Origin of the sequence: Nostoc sp. JL23, from assembly GCF_017115065.1 — a bacterium.
GTDB lineage: Bacteria > Cyanobacteriota > Cyanobacteriia > Cyanobacteriales > Nostocaceae > Nostoc > Nostoc punctiforme_A.
Genome location: NZ_JABXKN010000098.1, coordinates 26,839 through 45,879, shown reverse-complemented (window position 1 = coordinate 45,879; position 19,041 = coordinate 26,839). Strand labels below are relative to the sequence as shown.

Sequence of the window (19,041 nt, the reverse complement as noted above, 5' to 3'; positions counted from 1 at the left end):
AATATATACAATAATTCAAATTATGAAAATTGGGTAAAGAAGCTTACCTGACTTTGCTTCAGGGCATTGCTGAATTATGGGATGATTTCGCCCATTTTGTCACGATTTTTCAATGGTTTGAACCGCCAATTCATCCCGCATTATGCAACACCATCGAAAAAACTCTCAATCATCTGGAAATTATTCAAGGGCATTCCTAACCTAGAGCCAACTCTAGGCTGCGTCGCTTCGGGATGCGTTCAAAGTAAGGGTCGAACACCTCGCAAAGGCGGAGGGCAGGAGGGAAAACTGAAACCTGTTCTCTGCCTGTAACCATAGATAACAAGGGTTGAACCCTACTAAACCTACATGAAGTGCATCTAGGGGCCAATTTTAAAAGTGCGATTGAATATCTTTGCCTCTTATCAAGGGAGTTTAGCAATTACCTTATATCTGTAACAAAGTGGAAATTTTTTCTAATAAAATTACAGAAGAAAATGGTTTAAATAAAATATCTTGTTGTTTCAAAATAGTGTCACATTCGGAATTTTTTATTATTTGGTAGTTAAGCATAAATAGTAAGGGAATGTTTTGTATTGCTGCATCATCGCAAATAGTTTTCATAATGATTAAGCTATTGAGATCAAAAAAGGGATAATTACACAGAATCAAATCGGGTTGTTCTAATGTGAATAGATCATATCCTTCTTGGTAAGTATTTGTGGTAATAACATAGAACCCTCTCAATTCAAGTAATTCCTTTATAAGTTCTAATAGCAAAAAATCATCCTCAATCACTAGAATTCTGTGCATGATATAGTTAAAAATTTTTTTGAGCAAGCATTATCTGACGTTGCCGACTAAAAAGGACCAAACATAAGACCACAGATATAACCCACATTAAATCTGATGAGTATTAATTACGAATTACGAATTACGTTAGCGCAGCGGGGCGTAGCCCATTACGAATTAGTATTATTTTCCCTGCCATAGCTGCTGCAACGACTGAAAAATCTTTACAAATCTCTCTTCTAGCCAGACCATAACATAATCAAGCCATTCTAGAAGTTGCTCTAAAGGGTGCTTTTCATAGCCAGTTGAAGTTGCTGTGGTTTCTATCCAATCTGGCTGCGCCTCAACTTGACTGCTTTGGTGAAATTGCTGTTGCAAAATTTCCCCTTTACGACTCTCGCTTTTAGTTTGGGAAATGCGGGTTTGAGTTTGTTTGACAGAGGCGACTTTTCCAGATGTTTTTTGACTTGAGGTAAGATTACTACTTGGTTGTTTTCTTTGTACCAAACCAGATCCGACTTTAGGTTGTTTTACACTCAAATTCTTTTGTGGAAAATGCCCTATTGATAAATTTGGGGCGAAAGCAGGATTTATCTCTTCAGAAAGTGTAACTGGCTTGTCAGCAACGGTTTCGGTATCACCAAATAAATCATTCCATGTTAACCAAGGATCATCTCTTAAATCCTGGTTCTCTATCAAAGGGCTTTTGGACAAGACTTTTCTAAGACGTGACGAGAAGAGTTTAACTGGTAATCTTTCATTACTAGTTGTCTCAAGTGTTTTTCTATTACCAACACCAAAAAAGTAATTAAGCGCCGCCTCAATCAAAGCCTGAAAATTCTGTGAATGAGTTTCTAAACCATTAGCGTTGGACGAAATTTCTCCTTTGGTAGCTAATTGCTCTTTGCCATAAAGAAATATGTTTAACTGAGTTTGGGCAACTTGGACAATTTCCTGACTACGTTCTTGCACTGGGACTAAAGCATTCGATTCCAACTTAGCAATGGCTATATCTAGAAATGCTAATAATTTATCTGTATTAAGTAAATCTTTTGGTATACCCTCCGCTAAAACTGGAATTTTAGCTGGATTTACGTCAGTTAGTTTTACTAATAATCGGTCAATTTGTGGTAATAGCTGCGTTTCTTTTTTAGCTACAATCAAACGCCAATACTGCCAGTAATTAGCAACTTCGTTAATAATTCGGTCTTCTAATTTTGCCTGTTGTTCCGGTGTTAAAATATCTAGAATTTCATTGTCGGCAGTAACAAGTACTAAATTTCGACTGATCAAATTTGTGGCAATTCCTCGCACTATTGAAAGACGCTGTTGAAGGGCATTGTCTAATTGTGAAGGGTTGAGACTGACAGCTTGATTATCTGTAATATTTGATGATTGACTAAGATTAGAGTTATTTTCAACGAATTTCAGCCGAAAAACTCCCAATAAAGCTAAGGGATTGAAATGTTCAGATGCTTTTGTAGGAGTGGAGGCGGGTTCATCTGATGACAGATAATTGACTGCCTCTAGTACATTTTGAATGGGACTATCAGCATTGGGTAGAGTTTCAGGTTGGAAATCGGTATCATTTGGTTGTAACTTTAATCTAGTTTGTGGTTCTTTAGTATGTAGCGTTTTCCCAGATGATTCAGATGACTGAAACAGTAGATACACTGGGTAAAGTAGTACCTCGACACCCCACTTAGTGGCGACTTGCAAATGCCGGAAGGTATGTTCCCACTGTTGTGTCACCCGCCGAGATTGCTGGTGGACAAAGTTAAATAGTCTGCTTTGATAACGACCAGAGGAACCAGAAGACATAGTAGTAATTTTTTAGTTCAAGTCTTGTTAAGTTGTGAGACTCGCGCCAAACAATAAAAACGACCAACACCTCATCTTAGCGAATATATGACCCCGACTGTCTCTCAATCCCAGACCAAATTTATCTCACAAGCAATTGAGCAACTGCGCTCTTTTTGTCAAGTTAATCTTCAGTCTACGTGGCTGTATCAGGAATCTGACCTAGTTATTACTGATGTTGTAGCTGCTGATTTGTCTCATTGGCAACTTGCCCAGTTGAATGCTAAAGAACATATTGCTTGGACGGGCGGGAAGAAAGTGCTATGGCTAGTGCAAAGATTGGTTGTTCCCCAAGATTTACACGGTTATCCCTTGGCGGGGTTGTCTTTGCGGCTGGCACTGGTTTGGTGGGCGGATTCTGCTGAGATTTATGTAAATGGTGAGTTAGTGCTGGAGGGTGATTTATTTGATTGTTCGCCGAGAGTGCTTCTCAGTCAAGGGGTGACGGCAGGGGAAGAATTCACTGTGGCTTTGCGGTTAGTGAGTCCGGGACATTGTGATGGTGCTTTAGTGCGATCGCTCCTAGTGTATGAGTCTTATGTTGATAATAATCCCGATCCGGGTTTTGTGGCTGATGAGTTAGCTGTGGTGCAACTTTATTTAGAAAAATTTGCGCCGAAGAAGTTGGATGTTTTGGCGGCGATGGTGGGGGAAGTTACGAACCGCCTTCGCGAAGCGTCTCGTAGAGAAGACGCCAAGGACGCCAAGGAAGAGTTAGTAAAATCGTTTTTGTCTCTACGTCAAAATTTAATTCAATCTGACATCTTAGCCCCCCTTTTGAAGGGGGGTTGGGGGGATCAAAAATCTAAAATTTTTTTATTGGGTCATGCTCACTTAGATTTAGCATGGCTATGGCCTGTAAGTGAAACTTGGAATGCGGCGCAAAATACTTTTGAGTCGGTTCTGAAGTTGCAAGCAGATTTTCCTGAGTTAATTTTCTGTCATTCAAGTCCCGCACTTTATGCTTGGATTGAAGAACATCGCCCGGATTTGTTTAGGGCAATTCAAGCACAGGTAGCCGCCGGACGTTGGGAAGTTGTCGGCGGAATGTGGGTGGAACCAGAACTCAACCTAATTGCTGGTGAATCAATAGTTCGTCAGTTATTGTATGGTCAGCGCTACATCCAAGAAAAATTTGGCAAGTTTTCAACTGTAGAATGGGTTCCAGATTCTTTTGGTTTCTGTGCAACTTTACCGCAGTTTTTCGCTAATGCCGGAATTGAGTATTTTGTGACACAGAAGTTGCGATGGAATGATACTAATAAATTTGATTATGGGGCTTTTTGGTGGCGATCGCCTGATGGGTGCGAAGTCTTTAGTTTGATGTCTGCACCCATCGGTGAAGCTATAGATCCAGTTAAAATGGCAACTTATGCTCTTGAGTGGCAAACTCAAACTGGTTTACCAGAATCTCTCTGGCTTCCCGGTGTCGGCGACCACGGCGGCGGCCCCACCCGTGATATGTTAGAAACCGGTCAACGCTGGCAAAAGTCTCCTTTATTTCCAGACTTAGAATTTACGACGGCTGAAAAGTATTTACAGCAAATCAGTAAAGGAGGCAGGAGGCAGGAGACGAGAGGTAGTAGTGATGATTCTTCCTCATTCCCTACTTGGAATGATGAACTATACTTAGAATTTCATCGCGGTTGCTACACTACCCACGCAGATCAAAAACGTTGGAATCGACGTTGTGAAAATTTATTATATCAAGCTGAACTATTTGCTACGTTGGCAACTGTAAGCTGTGGTGTGACATATCCTAAAGTAGAAATTGAAGCAGCTTGGAAATTAGTTTTATTTCAACAGTTTCACGATATTTTACCTGGTTCTTCAATTACCCAAGTTTACACAGATGCGTTGCCCCAATGGCAGCAAGTGGAACAAATGGGAACGAAAATATTACAGGAATCACTTTTAGCGATCGCATCTCACATTACCCTATCAGAACCACCAAAACCCGATAGTCGGCCTATTTTTGTTTTCAATTCTCTCAATTGGCAACGTTCTGAGGTAATCTCTGTAGTCTTACCCACGCCACCAACAAGTACCCAAGAATGGCAGATTTTCGATGCTTCTGGAAAGCAACTTGTCTCCCAATTATCTGAACCATCAACCCTACTATTTCTCGCCACCGAAATTCCACCCGTAGGCTACCGCATATTTTGGCTTTCCCGTTCACTCTCCAGTCCAAACGATATGAATCGCGTCTCTCCCTCATCTCCCGCATTTTTCCCAGACTGGATTTTAGAAAATGAATTCTTGCGAGTTGTTATAGATCCTGACACCGGAGATTTATCAAGTGTTTTTGACAAAACTTATCAGCGAGAAGTTTTGAGTGGAGCGGGGAATCAACTGCAAGCTTTTAAAGACAGTGGGCAATATTGGGATGCTTGGAATATAGACCCCAATTATGCTCAACATCCCTTACCCTCAACAAATCTTCAATCTATTCAGTGGTTAGAACAAGGCCCAGTGCAAAGTCGTGTGCGCGTGGTGCGTCAGTTGGGTGAATCGGAATTTTGCCAAGACTATATTCTGCAAGTTGGTTCACCTCTACTGAACATTGCTACAACTGTCAATTGGCAAGAAAATCATGTCTTAGTGAAAGCTGCTTTTCCTCTAAATATTGAAGCTGACTTTGCTACTTATGAAATTCCCTGTGGCGCGATTCGCCGACCAACTAAACCGCAAACCCCCGCAGAACAAGCAAAATGGGAAGTTCCCGCTTTGCGTTGGGCTGATTTAACAGCAGAAGATACACAGACAAATACCGCAATCCCAAATCGTTATGGTGTCAGTTTGCTCAATGATTGTAAATACGGTTATGACAGCAAACCAAATCAACTCCGCCTAACACTGCTACGCAGTTCTAATTGGCCAGACTCAGAGGCTGACCGAGGTTTTCAGGAGTTCAAATATACCTTGTATCCTCATGCTGATAGTTGGGAATCAGCCCATACAGTACGGCGTGGCTATGAATTGAATATACCGTTGCAAGTGATATTGAATTGGCCACTGGCTCAACCCGGAGCTACCGCTAACAGCACTATTGAAGGAGTAAGTTTCCTAAATTTATCAGCTGAAAATTTAATCTTGATGGCCTTGAAGCCATCTGAAGATGACCCACAGCAGTTAATTCTGCGATGTTATGAATCTCACGGAGAAATAGCCGAGTTATCTTTGCAAAGTGATTTAGGGTTGAATCTCGGAAATACAGTAGATTTATTAGAGCGTTCCGCCAGTACTGAATTTTCATCGCAGCAAAAAATCTCGATTGTACAACCTTGGAAAATCGCCAATTTCAAGGTGATACCAGCGATTAATCCCAGGCTGAAGTGAGCCGCTATAGTTAATGGTTAGTAACCACTAACCATTAGACATCTGGTGAAATTAAATATGTGTTATCTAAAACCCTTTTAGAGATGTAGCAGTGCTGCTTCTCTACATTCTTTCTCACCAGATTCCTATTAACAATTGCCTTATTTGTATCACGAGTCCTCAATAGACATCTCTAGAAACCATAGGCATCATGTAGCTGAAGCCTTCCCACACCACTTTCTAGAAGCAAGCTACGCGTAGCGTCTCTGTTAGAAGAAGAGGATTATGCCTACGTCATTTTCACTTATTTCTCTAATAGCGTCGTCGGATAATCTGGTATCGTCTGTTGGGCTGCCGTCGTTCGATAATCTGGCGTTGTCCAAAGCCCTGCCGTCGTCGGATTATCTGCCGTTGTCTGTAGGGCTGCCGTCCTCGGATTCTCTGGTATCGTCCATAGGGCTGCCGTCGTCGGATTATCTGCCGTCGTCGGATTCTCTGGTATCGTCTTGACTGCCGTTGAGCAATCAAAAGCTCTCCAGTTTTATTTCCAACCAGGTTGGCATCTGGGGCAACGCTCTGTTCATTCAGAGTATTACTTAGAGAAATATCTTTCGCTTCAGCTAATGAGGGCGGGGACACAAAGGCAAATAGCAACATTCCTATTGAGGATAGTTTCCTGAAACCTTTCATGTTTTTGCTTCTCTAAACTTTGGGTAATAACTTTATTAAAACACTTTAAACTCTGAAAATTACCGCTACCGCACTTTTTTAAACTCAATTTGGTATGAAATTATCTATTGTAATTTCACCCTTTTGTATAATTGTAATTTTTATAAGCTTGTGTATATAAATAGTTAGTAATTAACAGAATGTAATTTTTTTCACCACTTAGATAAAGTATACATTAGATAAAGTATACAGTTAGTAATTAAATACGCTAATTTTTTTCTTGTGAGATGGGTTTAAAAGCCTTACTTGGTAAGAGAAAGACCCTCCCAAATTTTGATTTGGTAAAACCTTATATCAGACTTATCTCCACCCCACAAGATGTATCAAAACTGTATCAAATACAAACGATAACTGCTAAATATTCTTAGCGGAAGCTGTAATTAATAATCTGTCAGTGGGTTTCTAGCTCCGACCAACTATCTTGTTAATTGCTGCATTTTTACTGTTTTCTGCCTCTTTAAGGATATCTTCTACTACCTCCACCCACTACACCAATTTTGTGGCGATAGGAGAGTTCAGCACCGAACCAACCAGAAGCACTAGTTAGTGTACCGACAACAAGCGATATTAACAGTCCCCAAGGTACTATTCGGGATTCAGCGTCGCCCAAGCGGAGGAGAAAGTTAACGAGGGATAAAACTAGTATAGAAACGTTAAGTATCAAATGCGTCCAACCGGCGGTGCGCTTGCGGACTCGTTCAATTTTCACAAAGTCGCTAAGACCGATCGCAGATGCAAGGATACCTCCACCTAATCCAAGTCCGATTAACCATAGCGAAGCCCTAGCCCAAAAGAAATCGCCAGTTAACCAATAACCAATGTCACTGCCCAAAGCGGCGGCTAAAAAAGCTATGGGAAAGATCACACTCAACGGGTGTAGGGGATGTCCGGCGATCGCAACTGTACTAGGTACACCAGTATCACGATACTCACTGTCGTTACTTTCAATAACTGGTGGAATATTTGGAAAAGGTGTTGAACCTGTTTGTGTTGTTTCTGTAGTTTCCATTATTAGTATCCTGAATTTATGAACGTTACATTTTTAAGCTGAAGGAATTTTTTCCACATAAGCTTCAGCCTGTAGGATTAGTTTGCCTACTTCTACTTTTAGTTGGTTGACTTGCAGACTCATACCATCTAAATCAAAGTTACTTAGATTCAAAATTTCGCTAGTTTGATCTATCAAAGCTTTTGTCAAATCTGGCGATATTTCCTCACTTTCGCTATACTCAATATTTTCCAAAGCAACACTTTTTCCATTGCTGCTAATCTTGGGGACTGCGGAAAAAGCAACTTGCTGATTTTCATCAGTTTCTACTAATTTTATGCTGGCATTTAGTGCTACTTTCCCATCACCTGGTAATCGAAAATCTACATCTTGAGGTTCAATACTCCTCAGTTGTCCTTTAATATGTATTTTTTGACTTTGCAGTTGTGAACGCACATATTCGGAATTGAAGGCACGATTAATATCAGCTTCGGTTAAGACAACCTGTGCATGAGCTTCAGTCGGTTTAGTTAGTTCAATTTTGCCAAAAGCCACACTTAGAGGATTAATGGCAACACTAGTCATCTGCATTTCCAATTCCTCCATGCGGAGGTCTTTCTGCATAACCAAACCTTCACCTGCAATCCTGACTTTATCCACCTCTCCCTGAACCAGTTTTAGCGGGTCTGTTTTGATGTCTACATCTAAATTTTCTACTTCATCTAATTGACTAGATAATCCTATTTCTGCCGCTTTATTGAGAGCTTGCTCTCCTAATCCAGGATTGTCTGGCATTATCTAAATTAACTCCTAGTTTAAAGCACATCCTTGAGTAAATTTAATAAACTAACAGCAGAGTTTTATCTATCTGGCGATGGAATATAGATTTAAATGTTGTCTACCTAATTTCAAATTTCAATTTTACCCTTTTCATCTTTTATGACCTCTGCACTTGGAGCGATTTGTTATAAAATTGACACAAACCCAATATTTCGGTTGAGTTCTTCTGACTGCTGGAACTTTTTTATACAATGCTCTCAGAACGTTTTACCACAGCCCTTACCTACGCCACCCAACTACACGCTAACCAAGTTCGTAAAGGTTCAGGTGTCCCCTACGTTGCCCATTTATTAGGTGTCGCCAGTATTGCTTTAGAATATGGGGCAAATGAAGATGAAGCGATCGCAGCCCTCTTACACGATGCGATCGAAGATCAAGGTGGCGCTGCAACACGAGAAGAAATTCGCCGTCGCTTTGGTGACAATGTAACGGCAATTGTCGATGGTTGTACTGATGCTGATACAACTCCAAAACCCCCTTGGCGACAGCGAAAGGAAGCATACATTGCTCATATTCCTACTGCTTCCCCATCAGTTCTACTTGTGTCATCAGCAGATAAACTTTACAATGCCCAGTCTATTCTCAAAGATTATCGCATTGTAGGCGAATCACTTTGGGAACGTTTTCATGGGCGTAAAGAAGGTACTCTTTGGTATTATCGGGCGCTTGTAGATGCCTTTAAAAAGACTGAAACAACTGTAATCATTGAGGAATTAGAACGGGTGATTTCACAAATTGAGGTATTAGCATCTAAATAAAAAAGTTTATTTATCCATAAGTAGATAAAAAATTTAGAAGAATTTAGACAAATAGCTTTTTTACAGAAACGATCTAGTTATGTCTCTCACGAATAAATTTTGGCTTTTAGGTTCTCTCTCTAGATAAAAAATCTTTCTCTCGATAGATAGGTGTACTGAAATTATTATGGCTGGTATGTTACCAATATGACGATAGTAAGAAAAAACACTCTAAATCCAACTGTAAATCCTTCTGTAAGCCCTCCAGAAAACTTGGCAGAAAAGTATATGGAGGCAGAGCGTATGCATGATGTTCTGATTTTACTGCAAAACTTGATTAACAGTGAAGAAGCCACTGTAAAACTAATTCTGGATTGTCTTTATGATGTTGGTTCAGTCAATCTGATCAATCAAAAGCTTCGCCTGAAACCCTTAAACAGGGTGATGAAATTAATTGCCAGAATGTCGAAACCAGTTTTTAAAACCTTAGCTTTAAATTGGTTTAAAAAGAACTGTCCCCAACTGATTACTAATTGGCTACACACGCAAGTATCTTTTGAAAAGCCCCAAAAGACACCCGAACAAGTAGCTATCGAAGTTGTACAACTGGAACCATATTCCATACCACAAACAGAAAGTCTAAGCCAAGAGATTAAAAATCTGCGCTATCAGGTTAGATGGCTAGCTGGAATTTCAATAATTGCGATCGCTGTTTTAGTAGTAAAAGCCACTTGGTTAAGCTGAAACCTATGAATCATGAATGATGAATGATGAATTATGAGTATTATGCCTCTACCAAAACCAATATTGGAGGATATAGAAATACACCTGCTATTGGAGGGTGTGTATCAGTACTACGGTTATGACTTTCGCAATTATGCTCTTTCCTCACTCAAGCGTCGTATTCAGGGCTTCATGCACTTAGAAGGGTTAGCAAATGTTTCTGCATTACAAGAGCGATTACTCCACAATCGTCCCTATTTAGAAAGATTTTTACTTGCTCTGACGGTGAATGTAACATCAATGTTTCGCGATCCCAGCTTTTATAATACCTTCAGAAATCAGGTTATTCCCTTCTTACAAACCTATCCGTTTATTCGCATCTGGCACGCTGGATGTTCAACTGGTGAAGAAGTCTATTCAATGGCAATTTTACTGCAAGAAGAAGGACTTTATCACCGTTGCCGCATATATGCCACTGATACGAACGAGAAGGTATTACAAAATGCCAAAAGTGGGATTTTCTCGCTGAAAATGATGCAGGAATATACTCAGCTTTATCTAAAAGCAGGCGGCAAGAAATCTTTCTCAGAATATTATACAGCAGCTTATGACAACGCGATTTTTCGCTCATCCCTAAGAGAAAATGTTGTTTTTGCCCAGCATAATTTAGCCACTGATAGTTCTTTTAATGAGTTTAATGTGATTCTTTGTCGTAATGTCCTGATATATTTTAATCAGTTACTTCAAAAACGGGTACACGAACTGTTTTATAATAGCCTTTGTACTTTTGGTATCTTGGGTTTAGGAAGACAAGAATCTATCAGATTCACCTCTTATGAGCCTTACTATGAAGAGTTAGTCAAGGGTGAGAAAATATATAGGAAAGTAGCAGGTATGTGAAAAGAATGCTTTGAATGGGTAATTGAATTATGAATTATGAATTATCTGAAAATAACTAATAGCCAATACCCCGAAAATTAGGAATAAAATTGCGCTCGTTGTCAAAAGACAGTCTGTCAAACATTTTTTATTGTGTTCAGAAGATAGATTTAGCGAGCGTTTAAGGTAAATTACATATTAAAGTATTTAAGGAGATTGTCGATGCAACTTCTCGAATGTCCTCCTGTTGCAGTCATTGCTGGAGAAAATGCGGTTCATGTTTCTCAACTACCTTCTATATGGCAAGACATTGCTAGAGGAACCACGAGTGTCGGACTTTCCCAACCCCAAAGCTATGTTGAGATGGCGCAATTATTTTTGTATAAATTAGAACGTGGTGATGTTGACTTATTTAGCGATCGCCCCCAACTAGCTCACCTAATACCATCATTTTCCCAGCTATTTGCACAACTGGCATGGGAAACCTTAGAGTTTTTTGGACAAGACTTTCTCAAACCCAGCTATCCGAATTTTGCAGAAATTCTCCGTGATGTGGAGTCCAAAGGAATCGATTACGCTGATGAAATAAAAGTGGCTCGTATTGGCATAGATTTGTTCAATGAATTTGGTTATGAACTACCAGCAAGTTTTTATCACGTGCATTTAGCACCAATTTACCGCGATCATGTTTTTGAAGAACGTGCCTTGCGATTCGATAAACGTGATATCGAACACAAACGTGCTTGGGATGCCATACTCCATGCGGGTAAGGTATTTGCTATTCAAATGAAGGTGCAAAGTATTGCTTCTAAATACGGTTTTACTTATCAGCATGGCTGCGGTTGCAACTCTCATCTATCTTCCATTGATGTATCTCGTGGGGCGTTTGAATATGAATTGAGTCCCGACAAGCGTCAGCGATGGATTCGCAGTTTCATCTGGACTGCTTGGTACGAGTATGCCTTCTTTGCGATCGTACCTAATACGAGTTATTTGGTTTAATGCCTCGTCTTAAAAAGAAAAAGTAAGTGGACTAGAATAAATCAAACTATGTTATGTAATTTAATTATTCACAGCCACTTACTTAGAACAACATTTTTAAGAAATCGGTTCAAAAACCATTTGCGGAATTAACACTTCATCTTGTAATTGTCCAACACCTATAAAGTGAGTCTCTTCTTGATAAACTCGCACTATCCCAGTAAACTCAGAATTTAGAGAAACTCGCTGACCTTGACACCATTTTTGAGCAGATATTGCTGGTAAAGTCACAGACAACAAATGTTGTAAGGCGGCATCAGGGGCAAGAGGTTGAAATGTCCCGCCTTGCAATTTAGTTTCTAAGTCAGTGAAAGTGAGACTATCTGTTAAATCGAAACCACTGCTTTGGGTACGGCTCAAAGCTGCAAGAGTGCCACCAGTTTCTAAGATTGCACCTAAGTCACGAGCGATCGCTCTAATATATGTACCAGATCCACAGGCGATCGCCACATCCAATTCGGGAAAATCTCCTTCTCTCCAATCCAAAATATCTATCTGAAAAATTTCCACTGTCCGCACTGGAACTTCTACCATTTTCCCTTGGCGTGCTAAGTCGTAGAGACGTTTCCCATCCACTTGAATTGCACTGTAATTCGGTGGTATTTGCTCAATCTTGCCTTCAAATTGTGCCAGTGCAGTTTTCACCTCTGTCAAACTCAATCCGGCACAAGCTTGAGAATTAATGATTTCACCTTCTAAATCATCGGTTGTAGTCCGCACACCCAGACGAATCGTAGCCTTGTAAGCTTTGTTTTCTGGCAGATATTGCAATAATCTTGTGGCTTTACCAAGTGCGATCGGTAAAACCCCTGTCGCTGCTGGATCTAAGGTTCCCGCATGTCCTACACGTTTGAGGCGCAACAATTTTCGCACCCGCGCTACGCAGTCGTGGGAAGTCCAGTCAAATGGTTTGTTTAAGTTGAGAAAACCTTGAAATAACACAAAATCAATACTAACAGCTTCTAAACTCTATTAAATACTTATTTAATGCTCCAAGCATTAATATTTAGCAATTAAAGTTTATCGAAACAGAATTCAGGAGTCAGGAGTCAGAATTCATTCTGACCGAAAAAGCGGATAGCGCAGCGGTAGCGAGTTGTAGAGAGCGTCTTGATTCTGAATTCTGAATTCTGCATTCTTCTTCAATTAAGCATTATTTTATCAGTATCAAGACATTATCTAGGCACTTTACCGAATAATATACAAAGAGTGCAGATAACGCCGAGTATTTTGCGCAAATATCACGATGTCATTTATAACTTGCAAGACATAAAATTGTAATAATCAAGAAATTTAATAGAAAACTTAATGAAAGTTTTTCTTGTAAATCAAATATTTGACCTGTAGCGCTTTTAGCAAAACCACTATCAATAGTTTTCATAAATATAAATCAAATGAAAAAATCAATTTTCACTACTACATTGTTTTTTTGCTCTATGTTGATTATGAGTTGTAGTAACTCTGACAATAGTGCTGCTCAACAGAATAAAGTTAATCCAGTAAATACTGCAACAGCTACCCTTAATTCTGAATCTATTTCTGTAAATCAAGGAAAACTAGATAATAATAAAAATAGTAAAGAAACGATTAATTCAGCATCAACTGGAAAAACATCTCTTAAAAAGAATCAATCTAAGGAAATTAAAAACGATAATCCAATTTCTGGTACTATCAAAGATATGCAAAACGGAGACTTGAAATGCTACGTTACTGTTGTCGATGAAAATGGCAAAGTCTATGAAGGTGTCGGTGCAGTCTTTGAGGTTTGCGAACCAGAAAAATACGTCAACAAAAAAGTAAAAATGTTTTATTCTCTAGAGAACGTCAGTGATTGCCAAAGTTCTGAGCCTTGCGGAAAAACAATCAAAGAATGGTTGATTAGTAAGATAGAAATTCAAGAGCAATAATTACAATATGCTCAGGACTTACGCAAACTCTACAATTCTTGGCGTTCTTGGCGGCTTGGCGGTTCGAGAAATTAAGATTTTTGGCGATTTTTGCATAAGTCCTATAAAAAAAACGAACCGCCAAGGACGCAAAGGGCACAAAGGAATAAGAGTTTTAGAGAGTTATTGCGTAAGTCCTAATGCTTTTTAAAATTATATAAATCAAGTGGATCAAGTGGATGAAGGGGATAGTTGACCAGTTGGGCATATCTTCGGTAAGCTAACTGTAACTTTAGTTCCTTGCCCCACTTCACTTGACAAGGTAATATTGCCACTATGTAACTCGACACAAACTTTAGCGATCGCTAGCCCTAAGCCTGTACCAGGAATTGTGTCAACGTTACTTCCACGACTGAAGGATTGAAACAAATTTTCTTGATCTACCATCGGGATACCAATTCCACAGTCTTTAATGTAAAAAATTGCTTCTGATTCTTTGCCGATCAGATGAAATTCTACACTACCTCCATCTGGAGAGTACTTAATTGCATTGGACATCAAGTTAATAAAAATTTGTTGTAAAAGTCCGCGATCGCCCCAAAATCCATGATGATTACCAGTAATTTTAAAAATCAATTCGTGGCGATCGCCTACTGTTTCTCGCTCTTGTTCTAAAAGGTCAGAAAAAAATTGCAGTAAATCGACTGAAATTGGTTGAAACTTGGGTTTTTCCAGTTCAAGTTGGTTAACCAGAAGCATATTATCCACAAGTTTTGACATATACCTGGCTTTCTGTTCAATGATTCCCAAGAACCTGTGTTGTTTAGACTCATCTAACTGCTGGCTATGTTTTACTAAAGTTGATGCCGCAGCCAGAATTGAAGTTAGCGGCGTTCGATACTCATGGGAAACCGTTGTAATTATTTGGGATTTAAATACATTGAGTTGCTTTTCTTTGGCAAGGGCTGCTTGAGTTTGAGCTAATAATTCCGCCTGTTGAATAGCGATCGCTAATTGTACTGATACTTCATTGAGCATTTCTGCATCATCAGTTTGCCAGTGTCGCTCCCCGGAATTATGGTGAGCAATCAATAAACCCCAAAGCTTGGGTGTTGGGTTCCCATTATTGCTCAGATTAATCGGAACTACCAGATTTGCCTTAGTATTGAATTGCTCTTTTAGATTGACACAATTACACAAGCCAAGCTCATAGATATAAGGGATTGGGGAAGGTATGCCTCCCTCTGGGGATAAGGAGTAATGGGTATTGGGCACAAGAGACACAGGGGCGCAGGGACAGAGGGGCAGAGGAGAAAAACCTACTCCAACTTCCTCCCTGCTCCCCTGCTCCCCAATCCCAGCACCGACGCGATCGCACAATGCCAGAGTGCGGTATGACTCAACTGATGAGGCGACTATTTTACCATCTGTATCTGGGGCAAACTGATAAACCATCACGCGATCGCACTTCAGAAGTTGCTGTACCTCAGCTACAGCCGTATTCAAAATTTGCTCTAAGTTAAGAGACTGACGAATTCGTAAAGCAGTCGTGGCAATTAGGCGCTGTCTCTCCTGAGTTTTGATCAGCTGGGCTTGCAAGCACGATTGCTTGATGGCGTTGCGAACTGCTAGTTGCAGCACATCCTGTGTCACATGTTGCTTGACTAAATAATCTAAAGCACCCCGTTTCATTACCTGCACAGCGATTTCTTCATCACCGCGCCCTGTCAACATAATCACGGGGATAGAAGTCTTAAATATCTCCTGCTGCATCTGATCGAAAAGTTCTAACCCACTCATATCAGGTAGGCAAAAATCCAGCAAAATGACATCGCAGCGTACTTTTTGGCACAAAGCAATTCCTTCTTCTGCACAGTCTGCCTCCAAAATCTGGTAGGACTGGTGCGGATCTTTCAAAAGATATCGACGATAGATTTTCCGATCTGCGGCACAATCATCAATGATAAGTAGCGTCCATGTGTCCAACATAAGGTTATGAGGATCAGGGAGCCATATAGATCCCTTTTATCCAGATTGTGTTTTCTTGCATAATTCTAAAAATAATATAAAATAAGTGTAAATAAAATTTAAATTCTTTAGTAATCCTAAAGAAACACCAAATAGTCAAAAACAGGAAAATGGGGAAAAGGAATCTAACAGAGACAAACAGACACAGTGACTCAAAGAGGAAAATGTCTCTGTGTCCTCTGAGCCGTCTCCTTTATGATCGTTTTTCCCCTACTGCTACATCAACAAAAAATAAATAAATTAATCCAACACAGGCGGCGTATTGGCTTCCAGCCAGTAATCTACAAATGCCTGGATCGTCTTTTTTAGTTCCAGAGCATCCATCGGTTTTACCAGATATCCATTTGCGCCCTTTTGGTAGCACAATTCAATATCCTTGGGGTTAGATGATGTGGTAAAAACAACGATGGGGATTCCCTTGAAAGTCTTGTCTTGCTTGAGCCGATCTAAAATGTCACGCCCATCAATACCTGGCAAATTCAGATCGAGCAAGATCACAGAGGGTCGTAATACTACTTTTGAGTTAGGTAGGTCTTCGCCTTTAGGGTAGGCATCGTTCCCCAGTTGATAGAGAAACTCTAAAACCTCATCTCCATTAGTACAACGGTGTATGGGGTTCTGGACGGACATACGCCGCATCAGACGTTGCAGCATCCGAAAATCTTCATTGCTGTCCTCAACAACGAGCAGCGGTTCATGAAGTTTTTTTGTCATTCGCGATCTTAAAAGAGCTTAACAAAAATATATATTTAGCCACTATCTTAAACTATTCCAGCGTAAAATAGAACATTGAGCCAACCCCTACAGTAGATTTCACCCAAATTTTACCGTTATGAAGCTCAACAATCTTCTTAACAATAGCTAGTCCCGCACCTGCTCCTCCACCGTATTTTTCCTGGGAGTGGAGCCGCTTAAATAATCTAAAGATAGTTTCTAGGTGATGGTGTGGAATTCCAATACCGTTATCTCGGATATAAAATATTGGGCATGGGGCATGGGGCATGGGGCATTGGGTATGAGTTATTCCCCTTGTCTCCCCCTGCTCCCCTGCTCCCCTGCTCCCCTGCTCCCCTGCCCCCTTGCTCCCCTGCCCCTCTGCCTCTTCTTGAGAAAAGTAGCCAATTTCAACCCATTGCTCCGCCTTATCGTTATATTTGAACGCATTACCAAGGAGATTACTGAAGACTTCATTAACCAGGACTCGATCGCACAAAACTGTTGGTAAAGGCCGAGGAATGCGAATATCCACAAGCCCAGAGTCTTGGCGACTAGCACGAAAAACGTCAATTACTTGGTTGAGCAATTCGTTGAGGTCAGTTGCTTGCAAACGCAGTTGGGCTTGTCCTAACTGCGATAACCGCAGCAGAGCATTAATCAGAGTTTCCATGCGTACAGACAAGGATACTACTGTTTGCAAGCACTCAATTCCCTCATCATCTAATACTTGGGCATAGTCTTCTAGCAACACTGTTGAGAAGTTATAAATGCCCCGCAAAGGTTCCTTGAGGTCATGGGAAGCAGCATAGGCAAAAGATGCTAGTTCTTGGTTGCTGCGCTCTAACTCCAGGTTGATTTTAGCTAATTCATCCGCTTTCGAGAGTACAATACCAACGATCGCATTCCTCAGAGCGATCGCACTGTCAAGTTCACAAGGTTTCCAGGGTAGAGAAGTTAATCTAACCGTTTCTTGCCATTGTTCAAAGGATTTTCGGGGAGACAGGGTATAGCTACCGTCTGCCTGAGCTTGTATGGATTCTTGTGGATTTCCTGCCCAGTGTACCGTTTGGATAACTTCAGGGCGAAACCAAAGGATGTAATAGCACCGGACTTTAGAAATTCGCAGTAGCAACAAGCCACTAGCAGTATCTTTAAATATCAGCGCCTCTGAGTTAAGCTTTGGCAGAGAATCAGTAGAAAATAGGTTGTCACTAACTTGGGTATCCGCCCATTCAATGAGTGCCTGAACTTCATGAATATTCGGTGTTGTTCCCACAAGGTTAATTTCATTATCCAGACAAACCGCCGCTCCTGAAGCACTCACAAGATCGAGCAAGCGAATTTCCGGTTTGATTAGGGCATCGATAAAATTGTCTGCTTGGGAAATAGATTCTAAAAACTCAGACTGTAGCGATTTGAGTTTTACTTTATAATCCCATTCTGAGTAACTAATTTTGTGCGCTAACTCTGAAGAAACAATCTGTCCCAAAAATTCGCACATCTTGAGGACTTCGTAAGAAACATACTTTGGTGTTTGATGGTGACAGGATATTAATCCCCAAAGCTTCTGCTCTTGAATAATTGAAATCACCAAAAGAGCCTTCACCCCCATATTTTGATGATATTCAGTACAACACCGATCAAAACTCCGTAGCAGACAGTAGCTTAAGTCAAGATGTTGATGTGTTGTCGGATTTTCCGTTGGAATTAGTTTGATCGGTTCGGCAGTTAAATCGGGGAGAAATCGGAGAAAGCAGCGCGTGTATAACTCCCTAGCCTGCGCTGGAATATCTGTAGCGGGATAGTGGAGTCCTAAATAAGGTGATAAATCTTCCCGTTTAACTTCTGCAACAACAGAACCCGCTTCTGACTCGTCAAATTGATAGACCATCACCCGATCGAAACCGATGATTTTTTGGACTTCTTGTGCGACTAAATGCAAAAATTCTCCTAGATTGGATGTGCTTTGCATTTTAGCGATCGCTTCACCCGCCAAAGCATGAAAGCTTAAGAAACTCACCTCAGATTCAGAGTCAGTTGGTTCTAGCTCCAGAATCACAGCCTCTTCTGTACGATGAGCAATAGCATCAAAGTATCTTTCACCATTTAAAGTATTTATTAATACTTTGAAAGCATTAGCAGTGCCAATTTTTTTTCCTAAGCACTGCTTGACAATTTCCACTTGCCGAGGGTCAATTAAATTGCTCAAGGGCCGACCGAGTAAATCTTCTGGCTCTTTGCCCAAATATACTTGAGTATTGTTGCTAACTTGCAGTATCTCTAGGTGAGTACTGAGTGCCAGTAGAACGCCATGAGGTTGAATAGAGCCAGGTATATGAATTGGTTTGCGATCGTGGTTAGTCAGGGCAGTAGCTTGGGCTGTAGTATATTCCGGCTGGCTCATAACTGAACTTATGTAAAGCTGATTTTTACAATAACGCAATTAAATGTCATATTTCTTTAAAGTATATGTTCTGAAGTTTGAATGCGATCGCATATCAACTCTACTTGTTACGGTTTTTAC

The 19,041-nt window shown here is 40.4% G+C and carries 16 protein-coding genes; 7 read left to right on the top strand and 9 right to left on the bottom strand.

The window, feature by feature from the left end; translation table 11 throughout:
• Window positions 1-29 precede the first annotated feature (29 nt).
• Window positions 30-200 (top strand): hypothetical protein, encoded by a 171-nt coding sequence (locus HWQ42_RS19870; RefSeq protein ID WP_292815322.1) that lies wholly within the window; start codon window positions 30-32, stop codon window positions 198-200.
• Between the two features lie 226 nt (window positions 201-426).
• Here HWQ42_RS19870 and HWQ42_RS19865 read toward each other — a convergent pair whose 3' ends face one another.
• Window positions 427-777, bottom strand: coding sequence for a hypothetical protein (locus HWQ42_RS19865; RefSeq protein ID WP_292815319.1), 351 nt, complete (start codon window positions 775-777; stop codon window positions 427-429).
• A gap of 177 nt (window positions 778-954) precedes the next feature.
• Window positions 955-2,592, bottom strand: a complete 1,638-nt coding sequence (locus HWQ42_RS19860; protein WP_292815316.1) for a hypothetical protein — start codon at window positions 2,590-2,592, stop codon at window positions 955-957.
• Between the two features lie 87 nt (window positions 2,593-2,679).
• Between HWQ42_RS19860 and HWQ42_RS19855 the strand changes: the two genes are divergently transcribed.
• Window positions 2,680-5,970, top strand: coding sequence for an alpha-mannosidase (locus tag HWQ42_RS19855; RefSeq protein WP_292815314.1), 3,291 nt, complete (start codon window positions 2,680-2,682; stop codon window positions 5,968-5,970).
• 291 nt (window positions 5,971-6,261) lie between these two features.
• Here HWQ42_RS19855 and HWQ42_RS19850 read toward each other — a convergent pair whose 3' ends face one another.
• The 3 genes from HWQ42_RS19850 to HWQ42_RS19840 form a co-directional block, all read right to left on the bottom strand.
• The gene (locus tag HWQ42_RS19850) at window positions 6,262-6,639 is read right to left on the bottom strand and encodes a hypothetical protein (RefSeq protein ID WP_292815311.1); all 378 of its coding nucleotides are present in this window, start codon (window positions 6,637-6,639) and stop codon (window positions 6,262-6,264) included.
• A 496-nt stretch (window positions 6,640-7,135) separates the two neighbouring features.
• The gene (locus HWQ42_RS19845; RefSeq protein ID WP_292729525.1) at window positions 7,136-7,687 is read right to left on the bottom strand and encodes a DUF2231 domain-containing protein; all 552 of its coding nucleotides are present in this window, start codon (window positions 7,685-7,687) and stop codon (window positions 7,136-7,138) included.
• A 33-nt stretch (window positions 7,688-7,720) separates the two neighbouring features.
• Complete coding sequence (locus tag HWQ42_RS19840; RefSeq protein ID WP_292815309.1) at window positions 7,721-8,461, bottom strand: DUF2993 domain-containing protein; 741 nt, start codon at window positions 8,459-8,461, stop codon at window positions 7,721-7,723.
• Window positions 8,462-8,697: 236 nt separating this feature from the next.
• Here HWQ42_RS19840 and HWQ42_RS19835 point away from each other — a divergent pair, with 236 nt between their 5' ends.
• The 4 genes from HWQ42_RS19835 (at window position 8,698) to HWQ42_RS19820 (ending at window position 11,847) form a co-directional block, all read left to right on the top strand.
• The gene (locus HWQ42_RS19835; protein WP_292815306.1) at window positions 8,698-9,264 is read left to right on the top strand and encodes an HD domain-containing protein; all 567 of its coding nucleotides are present in this window, start codon (window positions 8,698-8,700) and stop codon (window positions 9,262-9,264) included.
• 267 nt (window positions 9,265-9,531) lie between these two features.
• Entirely contained in the window at window positions 9,532-9,987 is a 456-nt protein-coding gene (locus tag HWQ42_RS19830) for a hypothetical protein (RefSeq protein WP_292815303.1), read from the top strand.
• A gap of 42 nt (window positions 9,988-10,029) precedes the next feature.
• Window positions 10,030-10,866, top strand: coding sequence for a protein-glutamate O-methyltransferase CheR (locus HWQ42_RS19825; RefSeq protein WP_292815301.1), 837 nt, complete (start codon window positions 10,030-10,032; stop codon window positions 10,864-10,866).
• Between the two features lie 201 nt (window positions 10,867-11,067).
• Entirely contained in the window at window positions 11,068-11,847 is a 780-nt protein-coding gene (locus tag HWQ42_RS19820) for a hypothetical protein (protein ID WP_292815298.1), read from the top strand.
• A 96-nt stretch (window positions 11,848-11,943) separates the two neighbouring features.
• Here the strand turns inward: HWQ42_RS19820 and truB are convergent, their stop codons facing one another.
• On the bottom strand, window positions 11,944-12,828 hold the full coding sequence (truB, locus tag HWQ42_RS19815) for a tRNA pseudouridine(55) synthase TruB (RefSeq protein WP_292815295.1): 885 nt from the start codon (window positions 12,826-12,828) through the stop codon (window positions 11,944-11,946).
• Between the two features lie 452 nt (window positions 12,829-13,280).
• Between truB and HWQ42_RS19810 the strand changes: the two genes are divergently transcribed.
• On the top strand, window positions 13,281-13,793 hold the full coding sequence (locus HWQ42_RS19810; RefSeq protein WP_292815294.1) for a hypothetical protein: 513 nt from the start codon (window positions 13,281-13,283) through the stop codon (window positions 13,791-13,793).
• A gap of 210 nt (window positions 13,794-14,003) precedes the next feature.
• Here HWQ42_RS19810 and HWQ42_RS19805 read toward each other — a convergent pair whose 3' ends face one another.
• The 3 genes from HWQ42_RS19805 to HWQ42_RS19795 form a co-directional block, all read right to left on the bottom strand.
• The gene (locus HWQ42_RS19805; RefSeq protein WP_292815291.1) at window positions 14,004-15,761 is read right to left on the bottom strand and encodes an ATP-binding protein; all 1,758 of its coding nucleotides are present in this window, start codon (window positions 15,759-15,761) and stop codon (window positions 14,004-14,006) included.
• Window positions 15,762-16,040: 279 nt separating this feature from the next.
• Window positions 16,041-16,514 (bottom strand): response regulator, encoded by a 474-nt coding sequence (locus tag HWQ42_RS19800; RefSeq protein ID WP_292729550.1) that lies wholly within the window; start codon window positions 16,512-16,514, stop codon window positions 16,041-16,043.
• A 52-nt stretch (window positions 16,515-16,566) separates the two neighbouring features.
• Complete coding sequence (locus HWQ42_RS19795) at window positions 16,567-18,921, bottom strand: ATP-binding protein (protein WP_292815288.1); 2,355 nt, start codon at window positions 18,919-18,921, stop codon at window positions 16,567-16,569.
• Window positions 18,922-19,041 lie beyond the last annotated feature (120 nt).